Annotated in this window: 16 protein-coding genes; 13 read left to right on the forward strand and 3 right to left on the reverse strand. The window is 70.7% G+C overall.

Features of this window, described 5'->3' with window-relative positions; translation table 11 throughout:
• The first annotated feature begins 163 nt into the window (after positions 1-163).
• Positions 164-571: a YciI family protein gene (locus ACGFI1_RS26510; RefSeq protein ID WP_138639025.1), complete on the forward strand. Its 408-nt coding sequence runs from the start codon at positions 164-166 to the stop codon at positions 569-571.
• Between the two features lie 5 nt (positions 572-576).
• Positions 577-1716: an RNA polymerase sigma factor gene (locus tag ACGFI1_RS26515; RefSeq protein WP_138639020.1), complete on the forward strand. Its 1140-nt coding sequence runs from the start codon at positions 577-579 to the stop codon at positions 1714-1716.
• Between the two features lie 3 nt (positions 1717-1719).
• Here the strand turns inward: ACGFI1_RS26515 and ACGFI1_RS26520 are convergent, their stop codons facing one another.
• Positions 1720-3336: a hypothetical protein gene (locus ACGFI1_RS26520; RefSeq protein WP_138639019.1), complete on the reverse strand. Its 1617-nt coding sequence runs from the start codon at positions 3334-3336 to the stop codon at positions 1720-1722.
• Positions 3337-3430: 94 nt separating this feature from the next.
• On the opposite strand from ACGFI1_RS26520, the gene purS reads away from it, so the two are divergent.
• The 5 genes from purS to ACGFI1_RS26545 all read left to right on the forward strand — a co-directional run bounded on the left by purS (position 3431) and on the right by ACGFI1_RS26545 (position 8850).
• Positions 3431-3673, forward strand: coding sequence for a phosphoribosylformylglycinamidine synthase subunit PurS (gene purS, locus ACGFI1_RS26525; RefSeq protein ID WP_171069231.1), 243 nt, complete (start codon positions 3431-3433; stop codon positions 3671-3673).
• Positions 3674-3844: 171 nt separating this feature from the next.
• Positions 3845-4285: an ATP-binding protein gene (locus tag ACGFI1_RS26530; protein WP_138639024.1), complete on the forward strand. Its 441-nt coding sequence runs from the start codon at positions 3845-3847 to the stop codon at positions 4283-4285.
• 100 nt (positions 4286-4385) lie between these two features.
• Positions 4386-5066 carry a phosphoribosylformylglycinamidine synthase subunit PurQ gene (gene purQ / locus ACGFI1_RS26535; protein ID WP_138639017.1) on the forward strand — a complete coding sequence of 227 codons (681 nt, stop codon included), beginning with the start codon at positions 4386-4388 and terminating at the stop codon, positions 5064-5066.
• A complete protein-coding gene (purL, locus tag ACGFI1_RS26540) occupies positions 5063-8509 on the forward strand; it encodes a phosphoribosylformylglycinamidine synthase subunit PurL (RefSeq protein ID WP_392788820.1) in 3447 nt (1148 codons plus the stop codon). The genes purQ and purL overlap by 4 nt, the downstream gene beginning before the upstream one ends.
• A gap of 125 nt (positions 8510-8634) precedes the next feature.
• Positions 8635-8850, forward strand: coding sequence for a PLD nuclease N-terminal domain-containing protein (locus ACGFI1_RS26545; RefSeq protein WP_386872292.1), 216 nt, complete (start codon positions 8635-8637; stop codon positions 8848-8850).
• A gap of 1343 nt (positions 8851-10193) precedes the next feature.
• Here ACGFI1_RS26545 and ACGFI1_RS26550 read toward each other — a convergent pair.
• Positions 10194-10826 (reverse strand): 2'-5' RNA ligase family protein, encoded by a 633-nt coding sequence (locus ACGFI1_RS26550; protein ID WP_392788824.1) that lies wholly within the window; start codon positions 10824-10826, stop codon positions 10194-10196.
• The gene (locus ACGFI1_RS26555) at positions 10823-12142 is read right to left on the reverse strand and encodes a hypothetical protein (RefSeq protein ID WP_143228102.1); all 1320 of its coding nucleotides are present in this window, start codon (positions 12140-12142) and stop codon (positions 10823-10825) included. Before ACGFI1_RS26555 ends, ACGFI1_RS26550 begins: the two co-directional genes overlap by 4 nt.
• 878 nt (positions 12143-13020) lie before the next feature.
• On the opposite strand from ACGFI1_RS26555, the gene ACGFI1_RS26560 reads away from it, so the two are divergent.
• The 6 genes from ACGFI1_RS26560 to ACGFI1_RS26585 all read left to right on the forward strand — a co-directional run bounded on the left by ACGFI1_RS26560 (position 13021) and on the right by ACGFI1_RS26585 (position 17420).
• On the forward strand, positions 13021-13518 hold the full coding sequence (locus tag ACGFI1_RS26560; RefSeq protein WP_089328422.1) for an ATP-binding protein: 498 nt from the start codon (positions 13021-13023) through the stop codon (positions 13516-13518).
• Positions 13519-14052: 534 nt separating this feature from the next.
• Complete coding sequence (locus ACGFI1_RS26565) at positions 14053-14739, forward strand: GntR family transcriptional regulator (protein WP_301174754.1); 687 nt, start codon at positions 14053-14055, stop codon at positions 14737-14739.
• 126 nt (positions 14740-14865) lie between these two features.
• On the forward strand, positions 14866-15291 hold the full coding sequence (locus tag ACGFI1_RS26570; protein ID WP_392788828.1) for a plasmid replication, integration and excision activator: 426 nt from the start codon (positions 14866-14868) through the stop codon (positions 15289-15291).
• Positions 15291-15575: a hypothetical protein gene (locus ACGFI1_RS26575; protein ID WP_301174752.1), complete on the forward strand. Its 285-nt coding sequence runs from the start codon at positions 15291-15293 to the stop codon at positions 15573-15575. The genes ACGFI1_RS26570 and ACGFI1_RS26575 overlap by 1 nt, the downstream gene beginning before the upstream one ends.
• On the forward strand, positions 15575-15880 hold the full coding sequence (locus tag ACGFI1_RS26580) for a hypothetical protein (RefSeq protein WP_392788831.1): 306 nt from the start codon (positions 15575-15577) through the stop codon (positions 15878-15880). The genes ACGFI1_RS26575 and ACGFI1_RS26580 overlap by 1 nt, the downstream gene beginning before the upstream one ends.
• An 82-nt stretch (positions 15881-15962) precedes the next feature.
• Positions 15963-17420 (forward strand): FtsK/SpoIIIE domain-containing protein, encoded by a 1458-nt coding sequence (locus tag ACGFI1_RS26585; RefSeq protein WP_392788834.1) that lies wholly within the window; start codon positions 15963-15965, stop codon positions 17418-17420.
• Positions 17421-17429 lie beyond the last annotated feature (9 nt).

The raw sequence follows: 17429 nt of genomic DNA on the forward strand, positions 1-17429 counted from the left end.
GCCTCCTTTGCGTGATGTTGACGTTAGTGAAAGGCGAGGCGCAGCGGGACGGGATCGAACTCTGTGGAAAAAGTTCGCGCGGGGATGTCGAGATCCCGTGGGCGGCTTCGTCCCCGGTGCGGAGGCGGTCAGAATGGGCCGCACGAGCATCCAGGAGACGACGATGGCGAAGTACCTGCTTCTGAAGCACTACAGCGGCGCGCCGGCGGCGGTGAACGACGTGCCGATGGACAAGTGGACGCCGGAGGAGATCTCGGCGCACGTCCAGTACATGGACGACTTCGCGGCGCGGCTGGAGGAGACCGGGGAGTTCGTCGACGGCCAGGCGCTGTCGCCCGAGGGGACGTGGGTCCGCTACGACGGGGAGGGGCGGCCGCCGGTCACCGACGGGCCGTTCGCCGAGACCAAGGACCTCATCGCCGGCTGGATCGTGATCGACGTCGACTCCTACGAGCGGGCCGTGGAGCTGGCCGGGGAGCTGTCGGCGGCGCCGGGGGCGGGCGGACGGCCGATCCACGAGTGGCTGGAGGTGCGGCCGTTCCTGGCCGCGCCGCCGACCATCACGGAGTGACGTCCATGGACGAGGCTCTGCTGCGGAGCCTCACGCCGAGCGTGCTCGGGATCCTCGTCCGCCGCGGAGCCGACTTCGCGGCGGCCGAGGACGCCGTGCAGGACGCGCTGGTCGAGGCGGTCCGGACGTGGCCGGACGACCCGCCGCGCGACCCGAAGGGCTGGCTGGTCAGCCGGGCCTGGCGGCGGTTCCTCGACGCGACGCGGGCGGACGCGGCGCGGCGCCGGCGGGAGGACCGGGCCGAGGAGGAGCCGCCGCCCGGTCCCGTGACCGCGGTGGACGACACGCTCTGGCTGTACTTTCTGTGCGCGCATCCGTCGTTGACGCCGTCGTCGGCGGTCGCGCTCACGCTGCGTGCGGTGGGCGGGTTGACCACACGCCAGATTGCGCGGGCTTACCTGGTGCCTGAGGCGACCATGGCGCAGCGCATAAGCCGCGCCAAGCGGACGGTGTCGGACGTGAGGTTCGACCGGCCCGCTGATGTCGCCACCGTGCTGCGCGTCCTGTACCTGGTGTTCAACGAGGGCTACTCCGGTGATGTGGACCTGGCGGCGGAGGCCATCCGGCTCACCCGGCAGCTCGCGAGGATGGTCGACCATCCGGAGGCGGCGGGGCTGCTCGCGCTGATGCTGCTCCACCACGCCCGGCGCGCCGCCCGTACCGCGCCGGACGGCAGCCTGGTGCCGCTGGCGGAGCAGGATCGCGGGCTGTGGGACACCGTGCTGATCGCGGAGGGCGTCGAGATCCTCCAGGCCGCGCTCGCACGGGACCGGCTGGGCGAGTACCAGGCGCAGGCCGCGATCGCTGCGCTGCACGCGGACGCGCTGGTGGCGGAGGAGACCGACTGGGTGCAGATCGTCGAGTGGTACGACGAGCTGGTGAGCCTGACCGGCAGCCCGGTCGTCCGGCTGAACCGGGCGGTGGCGGTCGGGGAGGCGGACGGTCCGCGCGCCGGGCTGGCGGCGCTCGCGGAGCTGGACGACTCCCTGCCCCGCTACACGGCGGCCGCCGCCTACCTGCACGAGCGCGACGGCGACCTGGAGACGGCGGCGCGGCTGTACGCGGAGGCGGCGCGGAAGGCGCCCGACCTCGCCGAGCGCGACCATCTGACGCGCCAGGCCGCCCGTCTCAACTCCCGCCGGTGAGGGTCACTCGCGGGACAGGGCGCGGGTGGCGCCGGCGGCGACGGTCAGGCCGAGGATCAGTCCGGCGGCGACGATGAGGTTCGCGATCCACTGGTAGACGCCCTTCGGGGCGAACTCGATCTCCTGGCCGAGGCTGCCGATCGGCAGCAGCAGGTCCAGCGTGTAGAAGAACGCGTTGAAGTGCGGCTTGTGGCCGTCGTCCAGGACGTCGGGCTTGTGGAGGGAGAAGACGATCGTGCCGAAGGCGAGCAGGCCGACGAGCCAGCTCGCGGCGCGGAACGGGCGGTAGCCGTAGCCGACGAGGACGTCCTGCAGCCAGCCGACGATCTTGCGGGGGACGCCCTGGGTCTGGCGGCGGTCGCGGGCCTTCGCGAGCAGCACGGAGCGGCCGTCGGCGTCCAGGCCGAGGGCGCGGTAGGTCTGGGCGAGGCGCTCGTAGGGCTGCGGTGCGTAGCCGTCGGAGTCGCGGCGCAGCCAGGCCAGGCGCTCGCGGGCGGTGAGCGGCGGTTCGAGGGTCTCGTACTGGAGGCCGTCGAGCTGCAGGCGGTCCGGCCAGGACGCGGCGTCGTCCCGGAGCAGGTTGATGCGGGCGTAGGACAGGTCCGTGGTGCCCTGGACGGGCTCGGCGGTGCGCAGCAGCAGCTCCTCGGCCTGGACGCGCTGCAGGCTCAGCGCCGTCCCCTCGTGGCGGAGCCGGGCGCCGCGGAGGCTGAGCTGGCCGGTGACGCGGGCGCCGGAGAAGCTGACGGCGCCGACGGAGGTGAAGCCGTCCGAGCAGTAGACGTCGGTCTCGACGGCGAGGTCGTCGGCGTTGAGCGCGGTGCGCTCCGGCGCGGACAGGTTCGCGCCGACGAACGACAGGTAGCCGCCGACGCGGGCGCCGCGCAGCCGCACCTCGCCCTCGGCGGCGAACCCGCCGTCGCAGAACACGTTCGCGGCGACGTCCAGGCGGCTCGCGTACAGGGCGACGCCGGTCGGGTTGTAGAGCCGCGCGCCCCGGAAGATCAGCTGCCCGCCGATCCGGGCGCCGGGCAGCCGGACCTCGCCGTTGGCGACGAAGCCCTGGTCGCAGTACACGTTCGCCTCGACGGCGAGCCGGTCGGCGAGCAGCGCGTCCCCGCCCGGGTTCGTCAGCTGGACGCCCGACATGTTCAGGATGCCGGTGATGTTCGCGCCGTCCAGCCAGAGGCCGCCGTTGATCCGGCTGCCCTCCAGCCACAGGTGGCCGTCCACCCGGGTGCCGGACGCGACCAGGCCGGGCAGCCGGCAGCGCATCAGGTGGACGCTGTTCATGCTCGCCCAGTACAGGTGCGGCGCCTCGTCGAACGAGCACCCGGTGAGCGCCAGCGGGACGGTGACCTCGGCGTGCCCGAGGTTCAGCGACCCGGTGACGCGGGCGCCGGTCAGCCGGACGGCGGCGACCTGCCCCGGCTCGGGCTCCACGGCGCCGACGAGGAGGGCGACCAGGACCTCCGCTCTGACCACCCGGTCGTGTCCCCACCGGTCGGACTGCCCGACGTCGTCGAACGCCGGGTCGCCGGACGACAGGTCGACCGCCTCCCCCTTCGGGAAGGCCTTCCACAGGCGGCGCTCGGAGGGGGTGAGGTCCTCGATGTTCATCGGACGGCTCCGGGGGTGCGGACGGGTCGTGGACTGCCATGGTGCCGTACGCTTCAGATCGTCAGGAAAAGCGCAGATCAGTGAGGGGGCGGTCGTGGCGCGTGTCGTCGTGGACGTCATGCTCAAGCCGGAGATCCTCGACCCGCAGGGCCAGGCGATCGCCCGGAAGCTGCCGCAGCTGGGATACGAGGGCGTCGTCGCCGTCCGGCAGGGCAAGCGGTTCGAGGTGGAGCTGGAGGGGGACGCCGACGAGGCGGCCCTGGAGCGGGTCGGCAAGATCGCCGAGACGCTGCTGGCCAACCCGGTGATCGAGAACTACGAGGTTCACGTTCTGTAACCGGCCCGGTCCGGGTCACGGGCGTCCTACCGCCCTGGAAAGACCCGCCAGTATGGCGATTACGGAAGATACCGCCGGGGAAGTGTTAGCTGCGTCGAGTCGTCGAGCACGCTCCGGGGTCGGGGGAACGATCGGGAAGCCCGGGGCATGACACGAGGTGACCGGGTGGACATGAGGTTCTCGCTCGCGCTGCCGCGCGACGCGCTGAGCATCCCGGTGATCAGGCGGGTGCTGGGGGACGCCCTGCGCGGGCTCGGCGTCGCCGAGGACTGCGTCGACGACATGCTCGTCGCCGCCTCCGAGGCGTGCACGAACGTCGTCCAGCACGCCCGCGCGACCGGCGAGTACGAGGTCACCGGGCACGTGGACGACGGCGAGTGCATGCTCAAGGTCATGGACTGGGGCCGCGGCCCGCGGCCCGCCCCGGTCGACCGGGGCGCGTTGAGCGAGTCCGGCCGCGGGCTTAAAATCATGCGGGCGCTGGTGGACGAACTGGACATCGACTCCTCGCCCGACGCAGGCACCGTCGTTCACCTGCGGAAGCGGCTGACCTGGAGCGACGGGGCCCTGGTCCGCCGCCTCGACGCCGGACTCATGCACAACGCCGGGTAGATTAGTGGCGCGCGGGGGGTATGCGACGCGCGCAGCGGGGTGATCGGCGGAGGAGATCCCGACCGTCCCGGCCGCACCTCATTTCGGAGGAACAGAACAGATGGACGCTGCCCGGGTAGGCATCATCACCTTTCCCGGTTCTCTGGACGACAAGGACGCCGCACGCGCCGTCCGGCTGTCCGGCGCCGAGCCGGTCGCGCTGTGGCACGGCGACCACGACCTGCAGGGCGTGGACGCCGTCGTGCTGCCCGGCGGGTTCTCCTACGGGGACTACCTGCGGGCGGGCGCGATCGCCCGGTTCGCACCGCTGATGACCGAGCTGGTGGCCGCCGCGAACGCGGGCCTGCCCGTCCTCGGCATCTGCAACGGCTTCCAGGTGTTGTGCGAATCACATCTGCTGCCGGGGGCGCTGCTGCCGAACGCGGGGCTGCACTTCGTCTGCCGCGACCAGCGGCTCCGGGTCGAGAACGCCGACACCGCCTGGACCAGCGAGTACAGCGAGGGCCAGGAGCTGGTGATCCCGATCAAGAACCGGGACGGCCGGTACACCGCCGACCGGGAGACGCTGATCGAACTGGCCGACACCGGCCGGATCGTCGCCCGGTACGTCGACCTGAACCCCAACGGCTCCCTCGACGACATCGCCGGCATCTGCAACGAGGCCGGCAACGTGGTCGGCCTCATGCCCCACCCCGAGCATGCCGTGGAGTCCCTGACCGGCCCGTCCACCGACGGGCTCGGCTTCTTCACCTCGATCGTCAAGAGACTGGTCAACGCATGAGTGAGCAACGGCCCCACGCGTCCGGGCGAGCGACCCGCAACGCGTCCGACGAGCCCTCGATGGAGTGGCTCGGCGAGCTCAAGTCCGACGCGGACGACCCCGAGCTCCAGCCCGTCAACCCCGCGGTGACCCAGGGCTTCAAGGCCATCATCGAGGAGGACCGGCACGCGGCCCCGGCCGGCCGCCCGGTCCAGGACCCGGCCGTCCAGGCGTCCCCGCCCGCCGGCGGCCTGCCGCAGGACGGCGAGCAGCCGCCGCCGCCCATGGCGCCGCCCGCCGGCCCCGCGCAGGGGCCCGAGCAGGAGTTCGCCAGGGCGCTGGAGGAGGAGCGCGCCGCTGGTGACCCCTCGGTCACCGTGGTCGATCCCTCGACCACCGCGGGCGACCCGTCGCTGACCATGCCCGACCTGAGCGCGTTCGCCGCGCCCCGCCCGCCGGCGGCGCCCGGCGGCTCCGGCACCGGCCCCCAGCCCGCCGTGGGCACCGGTACTGGGCCTCAGCCCGCCGTGGGGACGGGCACCGGCCCGCAGCCCGCCGTCGGGACCGGGACCGGCCCGCAGCCGGCCGTCAGGCCGGGCACGGCGCCGCAGCCGATCGTCGACCTCAACTCGGGCCCGCTGGCGCGCCCCGAGGGCCCCGGCACGGGCCCGCAGCCCGCCGTGGGCACCGGCACGGCGCCGCAGCCGATCGTCGGTACGGGGACGGGCCCGCAGCCCGCGGTCGGTACCGGGACGGGCCCGCAGCCCGCGATCCCGAGCAGCGGCCCGCAGCCGATCGTCGACCTCAACTCGGGCCCGCTGGCGCGCCCTGAGGGCCCCGGCACCGGCCCGCAGCCCGCCGTGGGCACCGGCACCGGCCCGCAGCCCGTCATCGGCTCCGGGACGGGCCCGCAGCCCGCCGTGAACTTGAACACCGGCCCGCTGGTGCCCGTCCGCTCCGAAGGCCCCGGAACGGGCCCGCAGCCGCGCATCGGCACCGGCACCGGCCCGCAGCCCGCGATCGGCTCGGGCACGGGTCCGCAGCCCGCCGTGGGCCGTGGGACGGGGCCGCAACCGGCCATCGGCACGGGCACCGGCCCGCAGCCGGCCATCGGCCGCGGCACGGGTCCGCAGCCCGCCCTCGGCCGGGGCACCGGTCCGCAGCCCGCGATCGCGGGGGCCGTCCCCGTCGACCACGGCACGGACACCGTGGCCATCGCCGCCGCGACCCCCGAGCGTCCGCAGCCGTACGCCGAGCTGGGGATGAACGAGGAGGAGTACCGGCGCGTCCGGCACATCCTCGGGCGCCGTCCCACGTCGGCGGAGCTGGCGATCTACTCGGTCATGTGGAGCGAGCACTGCTCCTACAAGAGCTCCAAGGTGCACCTGCGCCAGTTCGGCGACAAGGCACCGAAGACCGACAAGCTCCTGGTCGGCATGGGGGAGAACGCCGGTGTCGTCGACATCGGCCAGGGCTGGGCGGTCACCTTCAAGGTGGAGTCGCACAACCACCCGTCCTACGTGGAGCCGTACCAGGGCGCCGCTACGGGCGTCGGCGGCATCGTCCGCGACATCATGTCGATGGGCGCCCGCCCCATCGCCGTCATGGACTCGCTGCGCTTCGGCCCGGCAGAGGCCCCTGACACCCAGCGCGTCCTGCCCGGCGTTGTGGCCGGTGTGGGCGGCTACGGGAACTCCCTGGGCCTGCCCAACATCGGCGGCGAGACGGTCTTCGACGCCTGCTACGAGCAGAACCCGCTCGTGAACGCCCTGTGCGTCGGCGTGATGAAGCACGAGGACATCAAGCGCGCCGTGGCCCCCGGCCCCGGCAACCAGGTGATCCTGTTCGGCGCCCTGACCGGGCCGGACGGCATCGGCGGCGCGTCCGTCCTCGCCTCGGCGACGTTCGACGAGGAGTCGCACCAGAAGCGGCCGTCGGTCCAGGTGGGCGACCCCTTCATGGAGAAGCTGCTCATCGAGTGCTGCCTGGAGCTGTTCCGCGAGGACCTCGTGGTCGGCATCCAGGACCTCGGCGCCGCGGGCGTGTCCTGCGCGACGACGGAGCTGGCCGCGGCCGGCACCGGCGGCATGCACGTCGACCTCGACGCCGTCCCGCTCCGCGACCAGACGCTCCGCCCTGAGGAGATCCTCATGAGCGAGTCGCAGGAGCGCATGATGGCGGTCGTGTCGCCCGACAAGGTCGACCGCTTCATGGAGATCTGCGGCCGCTGGGAGATCCCGGCCACCGTCATCGGCCAGGTCACCGACACCCGCCGCCTCGTCATGACGTGGCGCGGCGAGACGATCGTCGACCTCCCGCCGGTCACGGCCGCCGACGAGGGCCCCGTCTACAACCGCCCGTACGAGCCCCCGCACGACCTGGGGGCCCTGCAGGCCGACACCCCGGGCCGTCTTACGCGTCCCTCCACGGGCGACGAGCTGCGCCGGACGGTGCTGTGGCTGGCCGGGTCCCCGAACCTCGCCAGCAAGACGTGGGTGACGTCGCAGTACGACCGGTACGTCCTCGGCAACACCGTCTCGGCGATGCCGGAGAACGCGGGCGTGGTCCGCATCGACGACGAGTCGGGGCTGGGCATCGCGCTGTCCCTGGACGGCAACGGCCGCTACACGCGCCTCGACCCGTACTCGGGCGCGCAGCTCGCGCTCAGCGAGGCGTACCGCAACGTCGCCGCCACCGGCGCGCGTCCCCTGGCCGTCACGAACTGCCTCAACTTCGGCTCCCCGGAGGACCCGGGCGTCATGTGGCAGTTCGCGCGCGCCGTCGAGGGCCTCGCGGACGGCTGCCAGTACCTGGGCATCCCGGTCACCGGCGGCAACGTCAGCTTCTACAACCAGACGGGCGACACCCCGATCAACCCGACCCCGGTGATCGGCGTCCTCGGCGTCCACGACGACGTCCGCCGCCGGGTGAACATGTCGCTGACCACCGACGGCGCCACGATCGCGCTGCTCGGCGAGACCCGCGAGGAGTTCGGCGGCTCGGAATGGGCGCACGTCGTCTACGGTCACCTGGGCGGCCTGCCGCCGCTGGTCGACCTGAAAGCGGAGGCGGCGCTGGCGTCCGTCATGGTCGCCGCCATCCGGGACGGCCTGATCACGGCGGCGCACGACCTGTCGGACGGCGGCCTGTCGCAGACCCTCGTCGAGTCGTGCCTGCGCGGCGGCCTCGGCGCCCGCATCACGCTGCCCGGCGACCCGTTCGTGTCGCTGTTCAGCGAGTCGGTGGCCCGCGCGATGCTGGTGGTCCGGCCGGGCGCCGAGGCGCGCCTGGCGGCCCTGTGCGAGTCGGCGGGCGTCCCGGTCACGCAGATCGGCGTGGCGGGCGGCGACTCCCTCCACGTGACCGGACGCGGCCCGGAGGGCGACCAGCAGGAGCTGTTCAGCATCGGCCTGTCGGAGCTCCGCGAGGCGCACGAGCGCATGCTCCCGAGCTACGCCGACTGACGAAGTTCTGATCGACGAAGGGGCGTCCCGCCAAGGGGCGCCCCTTCTCACTACCAGGGGTGCCCTCTGCCTCCCGCCCGCCCGCGTCTAGCCTGAGACTGCAACCGGTCTACGGGGAGGCACGGGTGGGTACCAAGCGCTGGTCCGAACTCAGTCGGCGGGAACGCTCGTTCATCGCGGGCGCCACGACGGTGCAACTGTCGCTCTCGGCGGCGGCACTGGTCGACCTGCAGCGCCGTCCGAGCGAGCAGGTCAAGGGACCGAAGCGCCTCTGGCGAATGCTCGCCTTCGTCAACTACGTGGGCCCGATCGCCTACTTCCTCTTCGGCCGCAGAAAGTAACCGCGCGCGAAAACGTCTAGAAGACCGAGTTCTGAACGGGCCGAGATCACGACCTGCGGCAACGTCGCCCGTTCCTGCTCTGACCTGGCGCTACTGCCCTCGATGGTTCTCGTCGTCTCGCGCATGATCGCGAACCCATGTGCCCCCGATGTGCCCTCACACATCGGGGGCTCTGGGCTGGAACGCGCCGTCAGCTTGGGAAGTCACTTCCCTAGATCAACGATCACCAGCCGGACCGCTGACCTGCCCTTGCATGCCCTCAACCCCGCTGACGACCGTTCACGACCCTGATCGTCCGCTCCAACGGGCACGCAACGGGCACGATGAGATGGCCTCAGTTGGCCTTACCTGCAAGCACCCTTACAGCGTCCGAAGCCACTCCTACACTGCTCGCATGACCCAGAACATGTGGCCCCGGGACCGATATACGGGTCCTGGCGGGGGGCTGTACACCGGACCGGGCGGTGGCGAGTACACCGGTCCTGACGGCGGGAGGTCCACCGGACCGGGCGGTGGCCTTTACACAGGGCCCGGTGGCGGTCTCTACACCGGGCCCGGCGGTGGCCTTTACACGGGGCCCGACGGGGGGCTCTACACGGGACCCGGCGGCGGCCTCTACACGGGCCCTGGTGGCGGTCTCTACACCGGGCCAGGGGGCGGCCTTTATACGGGGCCCGGTGGTGGTCTCTATACGGGTCCATCCACTGACCCATACAAGAGCAACCGTCCACCAATGGACGTGTTTCTTAGATACCTCCGTGAGCGTGGATACACTCAGCAAGCCGAAATGATCGAGCGTTATCTGTGAAGGCCTGAGCTGGACAGCCACGCCACCCGGTCTGAGCTTCCCGACTGCCGTCGTCCCGCGCCCCGCAACAGACGAACGGACCTGTCCGGAGGGTGCTCCCGCGCGAACGGCGCGCAATCCGTGACAGACCGATTCGCGCGGGAGTGCCCTCCGGGTCCAGGAGGGGTCTGGGGAACCACGGGGTTCCCCAGTAGCGCACGCGCAACCGATCTTCCGGCAATCTCCCCTGAGGACTCCAACGGCGCTCGACCAACAGTCACGCCCTGGTGCTCGTCGCCGAACGGACTCGAACGCTCCGGCGTCGGCTCGTCAGGGTGGCGGCGCGACCCTGCGGTGAGCGGTCGGGGCGGGGCCGGCTGGCGTGGCGCGGCGCGCGGCCCGGCGCGGCCGTCCGGTGACCGGCGCCCACGCCGCACGCTCCGGGCGGCCTGGCGCGGGGCCGCGCAGCGGCCTGAGCGCCGCCGCCCCTTGATCTCAAACAGCCCAATTCGGCAATGATCAAGGGTTGTGTCCCGCGCGGACGGACATGGGCCGGTCAGGGATGGCCGAGTAGGCGGGCTTGTCCTACGGGGTGCCAGTCCCAGAGTCGTTCTGCTCCGCGTTGCACGACCAGGGTGACGGTGTCGATGGTGACTTGGCGTGCTGGAAGCTCTCGGCCAAGTGCGGTGATGATCGGCCCGGCTGGCTGGTCCGCCTCGCTGTAGGCGATCGTCATGTGCGGGGCCCACGTGGCTCGGCCTTCGGCCGTTCCCTCGCTGCCGGTCACTTTGAGGGTGGCTGCCTGGACGGCTTCGCGGATCTGGGTCAAGGGCGCCGCGGGACGGACGGCAATGGCGATGGCCTCGGGGTGGTACAGGACCCGGCCTAGCGTCACATCGACGGGCGGAGTCTTGCTGAGAAGACCTCTTGCCATCGCGAGCATGTCTTGTTGCTGGTCGTCGGTGATCTCGTCGGAGGGGCCGGCGACGTGGGTGGTCACGTGTAGCCACGCAGCGGGGGTCAAGTGCAGGCCGGAGAAGGGGGCGAGCCGCTCTTGAGCCGTCTGCGCGAGTTCCTGCGCTTCGGGATGGCCGCTCATGAGGATGTGCCAATAGACCGTGCCTTGGCCTGGTCCGGGTTCCTCGCGGTTCCGCCAGCGGTCAGTCATCTGCGCAGGCAGCGGACTCATGGGCTCTCCATATCTGCGTCGTCGGTCAGGGCGGCGGCGTTGAAGTCACGGATTTGCTGTCTGAGCTGCGCAGCGAGCGGGCTGTGCTGGAAGCGTGCTCGACCAAGTTGGCGGTCCAGGTCGCCGAGGTAGCGGGTGACGGTCGCAAGCCGCATTCCGGGGTCCAGTGTTAGAAGCTTGGTCAGTTCCTCGGCGGTGCCGTCCAGGTCGCCCTTCAGCAGGTGGGCGACTCCGGTGCCGACACGTATCTGAGCCCAGTTCGCGGGAGCGACCGGGGCGCCCGCTGCCCATGCGCTGTCCGCCATCTCGGCTGCTTGTAGCGCGCCGTCCAGATCACCGGTTCGGGTGGCCACCGACAGGGAGAACAGGGCTTGGCGCTCGGTCGGGAAGGACCACACCGAGAGATCAGAGGGGGTGTCGTGGCCGGCCTCGGCGGATCGCTCGGCACGGTTCACCGCCTCGCGTGCCCTGGTCTTGTCTCCAAGGAGAGCGGCGGCGTTCGCCTCGTACCAGGCGAGTTGTGTCTTCATCGGGTTGGGCGCACTGGCCTCGAAGCCTTGCCGGGCAAGGTCGGCTGCCTCGATGAATCGGTTCTGCCAGCGTGCCGTCTTGGCCTGGGCGTACCAGGCGAGGGACTCGTTGGCTCCTGCCTCCTGGGCCAGGATGAGCGCGGCTGCGGCGTACTCCTCGGCGGCGTGGTCGAGATTGACGTCTCCGAAGATCACGGCGGCGTGGGCTAGAAGGTCGGCATCGATCCTGAGTAGTTCTCGCACGTGGCGGGGCCGGTGACGTCCACGTTCCAAGAGTTCCTGCGTACGGCGATGCAGTTGGACCACTTCGCGGAGCAGTCTTCTCGCCGGAACCTGGGTGTGGGATGCCGCAAGGGACCCTGTTGATCTTGCGAGCCGTGCAATGGCCTCTTCGTTGGTGCCGCTCGTGGTTACCCACTGCGTGAGGCGAGCGAGTTCGGCCGTATGCGCCAACTCGGCCGTCTCGAAGTGGTCGGGATCTGCCTCTGCGGGCGAGGAGGGCGCGAGTTCCGTGCGCGAACGGCTGCGCTCCTTCTGCTTCGCGGGTGGGACGAAGCCGAGTTCCTCAGCCGTCCGGCCGGTCAACTCTTGGAGTGCTTTCCGGTAGGGAGGATGCGGCCAGCGCACTTCTCCCCGTTCCCAACGGCGAAGCCGCTCCTCGTCGCAGACCAACCCCTTCGCGATCGCCGTGGATGTGCGGTTGACGGCCTCGGCCATATCCGCGCGAGTCGAGTACCTCGCCTCACGCCAAGCGGTGAGTTGCACGTTGGGGATCGCGTCGGGCATCCGGCCTTGCCTCACAGAGGGCGAAAGGGGCGGGTTGGGGGCGGGAAAGGGGCTGGTTAGCGGTGCTGACAGAACGTGATGACTGGTTGCCTCTATGACAAGCAACACCGTACGGCATCAGACCACAGTTGATCATGCGGCTTCAGGAGGCATGACTGGTGATCCCTCGTCCCGGAGAGAACGAGCCGACTCGTGAGACCCCCTGCGGTTCGTGCATGGGGCGTGGCTGGTCCTGGGTGTCGTCCCGGCTTGACCTGCTGGTCGCGCGAGGTGACTTCGGACGCGGGCCGGAACGACGGCGGGAGAGCTGCACCGAGTGCGGCGGGGTGAGCCGCGCCGAGGTGGCGTAAGTCGGCGAGTCAGGCGGCATGCTGCGGGCGGTCGTCATCCGGTTCGGCTCTCGCGCGGGCCGCGAGCCAGGGTGATGGCAAGACCCCATGTCGCCGTATCCGAAACACAGGGAAAGGAGGCGTTGTCATGGCGGGTGACACGGAAAAGGCCAGTGTGGTCATAGAGCCGATGAGATCGGGCGCTGGCGATGACGGTCGGCCCGTTGGTCGGCTCAATCACGCGGTTGGCGCGCGTCGGTTGCACTTGGCGGCCTTGGACGCGGTGATCGTGCGGGGCGGGGAGCCGTTGTCGTGTGGGTTGGCGAGCCAAGCGGGCAGGCCGCCGCTGTTGTTGGTGGTGAGCGGCGCGGACCGCGCACGGTCGGTGCCCGTGGGGTGTGAGCGACTCGGCGGGGTGTGGTGGTTTGTTCGCGCTGACTCCGGTGAGCGGGTGGCGCCGGTCGACGACGTCGAGTCGGCTCCGGCGGTGCTGGCGGGCATGCTGGCGGGCCCGGTCGCCGGCGGGGAGGGCGGCCTTCGATGACCGCAATGGCTCTGATGGACAAGTCGGCGCATCTGCGCGTGCAGACGCTGACGAAAGCCGGTCCCGAGAGCGTGTATCTGAGCCGTGCTCTGGTGCGCGAAGCCCTGGAGGGATGGGGGCTCGCGGCCTACGCGAGCGACGCCTGCCAGATCATGGGTGAGCTGGCGGCCAACGCGGCAACGCTCTGCAAGGGCACCACGATCCGCGCTTGGGTGAGCCGGATCGACGCTGGCATAGAGCTGTGCGTGTGGGACGGGCACCCTGGACGCCCCGCGCTGCAAACGCCGGTCGACGGCGCCGAGTGCGGGCGCGGCCTGATCATCGTTCAGGCGTTCGCGTCCGGCGGCTGGGGATGGTGCAGCCTGGGCGAAGGGAAGTTCGTCTGGGCGCGCATCGCCGTCGATTACGCGTTCATGCTCTCCGCCGCGCGGATGGTCGGCTGTCCGGTGGTGGGAGGTCTCCCGCACGTTGACAGGCCCACCCGCCCGACCGCCACCCCGTAGACGGCCCCCGCCCCGCGGAGCGCTTCCCGCCGGTTCCCCCGGCCTGGTGGGGTTCCCCAATCGCCCGCGGGGCGGGCGGCAACCAACTTAACCCGGCGTCAAAGTCATTCCACGGCCCCAGGCACCACAAGTCTCACGGCCGTTCAGGAGAATCCAAGGCCCGAATAGCCGCACGGCCTTCGTGTGGAGACCTCGTCCAGTGGATTGCTCGGGCCTGCGTCATCAAGGGTTGAGCTGAGCCCCCGGCGTACCGCAGTTGATCACTGCGAGTCTCGCCGGGGGTTCAGTCGTTCCTTGGGCTTCCCGGATCGGGGTGACCTCTGGACCGGTTGGGGCGGGCGGTGCGTGAGGGTGGGGCGTGGGGCCCTGGTGGGCGCTGCTGAGGTGGTTGGGCGAGGAAGTGCCTGCTCGGGAACCAGTGATGTCGTGACAGCGCCGGTGGCGTCTGGTTTCCTGTGGGTACTCGTATTGTCGAGCTGTTGGCAGGACATCGTGTCAGATCACGCTTCGTACGCTCCGAAGTACGTCCAGATCATGGAGACGCTTCGCGCTCGGATCAAGGACGGGACCTATCCCGTCAACTCGCGGATTCCTTCCGAGTCGGCGCTTGGGCGGGAGTTCGGGGCGGCGCGTCCCACGGTGGTTCGTGCCTTGAATGAGATGCAGCTCTTGGGCGAACTGCATCGTGAGCACGGGAGGGGCACCTTCGTTAAGGCCGCTCCCTCGTCTGGGGCGCGTAGCAGCCGGCCCGGCCTGGCCGTCCTGGATCGCCAGGAAACCGCCTCCTCGGTCAGGTTGGTGGAGGTCAGTCGCGTACCTGCTCCGAACGCGGTGGCGATGCTCCTCGGACTGGCCGAGTCGGCGCCTGTCCACCTGCGGCGATACGTGGGACTGTACGACTCCATCGCCAGTGAGCTTGTCTCGCTGTGGACTCCGCTGGATGTCGCGCGAGCCTCCGGCCTGGACCAAGATGGACTGTTGACGGTTCCGGTCCGCCAGCTCTTGACCGCGCACGCCAATGACCGCTTGGCCCGCGTCGATGAGCGCCTTCGTGCTCGACGTGCCACCGATCAAGAGCGCCAGTCCCTCGACCTGGTGGAGGGCGAGCCCGTGCTGTCGGTGCTGGGATCGGTGGTCGACTCCACCGGCCGCACGGTCCTGGTCGTGGAGGCCACCCTCCCGGGGTCACTGCACGTGCTCGAAGAGTCCTACGGACTGTGATTCAGATCACTCGATAAGTCGACTTACACCCCCTTGTAAATCGCTCGCCCTCGCATAGTCTGTCGATACAGCAACTCGACAAGCCGAGTTGTCGTCAGAAGGACCGATCGACAGGAGTGATCTGCGATGGCGGTGCAGGGGCCGTTCAAGGTCGCGTTCGGGGACGTGTTCCCGTTCGGGGCGTTCGTCAAGGGCGGGGTGGAGGCGGTGCGGGACTTCGACCGGTCGACCCGTGAGAACTTCGTGCAGGCGCGGGACAAGGACACCGGGGAACTGGTGTGGGCGGTGGAGGTGCTGGACGCCGACCCCGAGTCCAAGGGGACGTTCAAGGTGAAGTTGTCGGGGCCGGTGCAGCCGTTGGTGCCGGAGGCTCCGGCGGGGTTCCCGTTCGTGCCGGTGGAGTTCGACGGTCTGACGGTGACGCCCTACGTGAACTCCGGTACCGGGCGGCTGGCCTACTCGCTGAAGGCGGGCGCGGTGCGTCCGGCCAACTTCAAGGGCGGCGCGAACCGCTCGGGCAAGGACAACGCGGCGGGCAAGGAGGCCGCGTGATGGCGGGCGGGCGCATGTCGGCGCTGTCGCTGCCCATCGACGGCGCGGCCTCGACCGAGTTCCGGGCGTTCCGGGCGCGTACGCCGCTGTTCACCGTGTCGGCGGGTCGGGTGCTGGTCACCCTCACGCTTCCCGAGCGGCTGAACGCCGGGGATGTGGAGTTCGCGCGGCGGCTGGCCGAGCAGGCGGCGGCGTACGCGGTGGAGGTGGAGCGGCTGTACCGCTCGGGCCGCCGCCCCTCGTCCTCGTCGGTGCGGTCGCCGGGGAAGGGGGCGGCTGCGTGATGGACGCCTACAGCTACACAACGGTCCAGGTGGAGCCGGACGGCTCGGCGGCGGTGCATGTGTCCCTGCACCCGGATGAGTCGGTGTCGGTGCTGGCGGTCACCGGTTACGGGCGGGCGCAGATCTCGGTGAGGCACGCGCGCGCCAACGTGACCATCACTCCGACGAACCCGACCACGCCGACCGCCGAAGACGTGCGGATCGCGCGCCAGCTCGCCGAGTCCTTCGCGGCCTACGCGGCCGAGGTGGGGCGGCTCCACGTCGAGAACCGCGTGGCCGAACCCTCCGAGAACACGGCGGCCTGAACACGGGTGGGGCGGCTGGAGCTGGTACCTCCGGCCGCCCCGCTTCTCTCCCCTGAACAGCACAAAGAAGAGGTGACCCATCATGGCATGGGAGTTCCGCAAGCTCGGCCCCGGCGAAAACGTCGCCGTTGAAGCGCAGCGTGACCCGTTCGCCGCCCCGAAGTGGGCGCCTCCGGTGTGGCACATGCCCGAGGGCCTGGTGCTGCTCGTCAACGCCGTCCGCACGCTGGTCCGGATGGCCGTGTTCCTGGTCCGCAACATCGTCCCCGTCTCCGTCCTGTCCGGTCTGGGGTGGCTCGGCGTCCGGTTCGGGTGGCTGGTCCCCGTCGTGGTCCTGGCCCTCGTCGCCGTGGGCCTGTCGGTGTGGGCGGGGGTGGACCGTCCGTCCTTCGTCCGCTGGATCGCCCGTCCGGCCCGTGCCCGGTGGCGGCTCGTCGCGGTGTACCGGCGCGACTGGCAACCCGTCCTGGTCACCGCTGGCCTGACCAAGGTTCACAAGGGGCGGGAGTACCTGCCCTCCCTGGTCCGCGTGCGCTGCGGCCCGACGTCGGATCGAGTGCTCGTCCGCATGCTCAAGGGGCAGGCTCCCGACGCGTGGGAGCGGGTCGCGGTCAACCTCGCGCACGGCTTCGGCGCAACCCTGGTCCGCGTCCGCGACGGGGACCGTCCGGGCCGCATCTGGCTGGAATTCGTCCGCAAAGACGCCCTCGCTGTCCCCATTCCTGCCCTGCCCGTCCCGGACGGCTCCGACGTCGACCTGGCGGGGGTGGTGGTCGGGCGGTGTGAGGACGGGTCGCCATGGCGGTTGCGGCTGCTCGGTACGCATGTGCTGATCGCGGGGGCGACGGGGGCCGGCAAGGGCTCGGTGATCTGGTCGACCGTTCGGGCGCTGCTGCCGCTGATGCTGGCCGGGCTGGTGGAGGTGTGGGCGGTCGACCCCAAGCGCATGGAGCTGTCTTTCGGGCGTCCGCTGTTCGAGCGGTACGGGCGCTACAGCGACGACCCCAAGGGCGGCATGGTCGAGCTGCTGGAGGCGGCGGCCGAGGACATGAACGCCCGCGCCGAACAGTTCGCCGGTGTCACCCGGTCGTTCACGCCCTCGCATGAGCATCCGTTCCGGGTGATCGTGGTGGATGAGCTGGCGTTCCTGACCGCCTACTGCCCTGAACGGGATCTACGGAAGCGGGCCGAGTCGGCGCTTGCGGTGCTGACCTCGCAGGGGCGTTCGGTGGGGTACTGCGTGATCGGGGCGCAGCAGGACGCGCGCAAAGAGGTCAACAACCTGCGCAACCTCTTCCCCGACCGCATCGCCCTGCGCCTGGACGAAGACGAACAGGTCGACATGGTCCTCGGCGACGGTGCCCGCGACCGTGGCGCCCTCGCAGACCAGATCTCCTCCATCCCCGAGATCGGCGCGGGCGTCGGCTTCGTCCGACTGGAAGCCTCCCCTGACCCGGTGCGGGTCCGGGCCGCCTACATCTCCGACAACGACATTCGCGACATGGTGACGCTCGGCCTCCCTGATGTGGAGGCGGCGTGAGGCAACCCA

Origin of the sequence: Actinomadura geliboluensis (assembly GCF_043197915.1) — a bacterium.
GTDB lineage: Bacteria > Actinomycetota > Actinomycetes > Streptosporangiales > Streptosporangiaceae > Spirillospora > Spirillospora geliboluensis.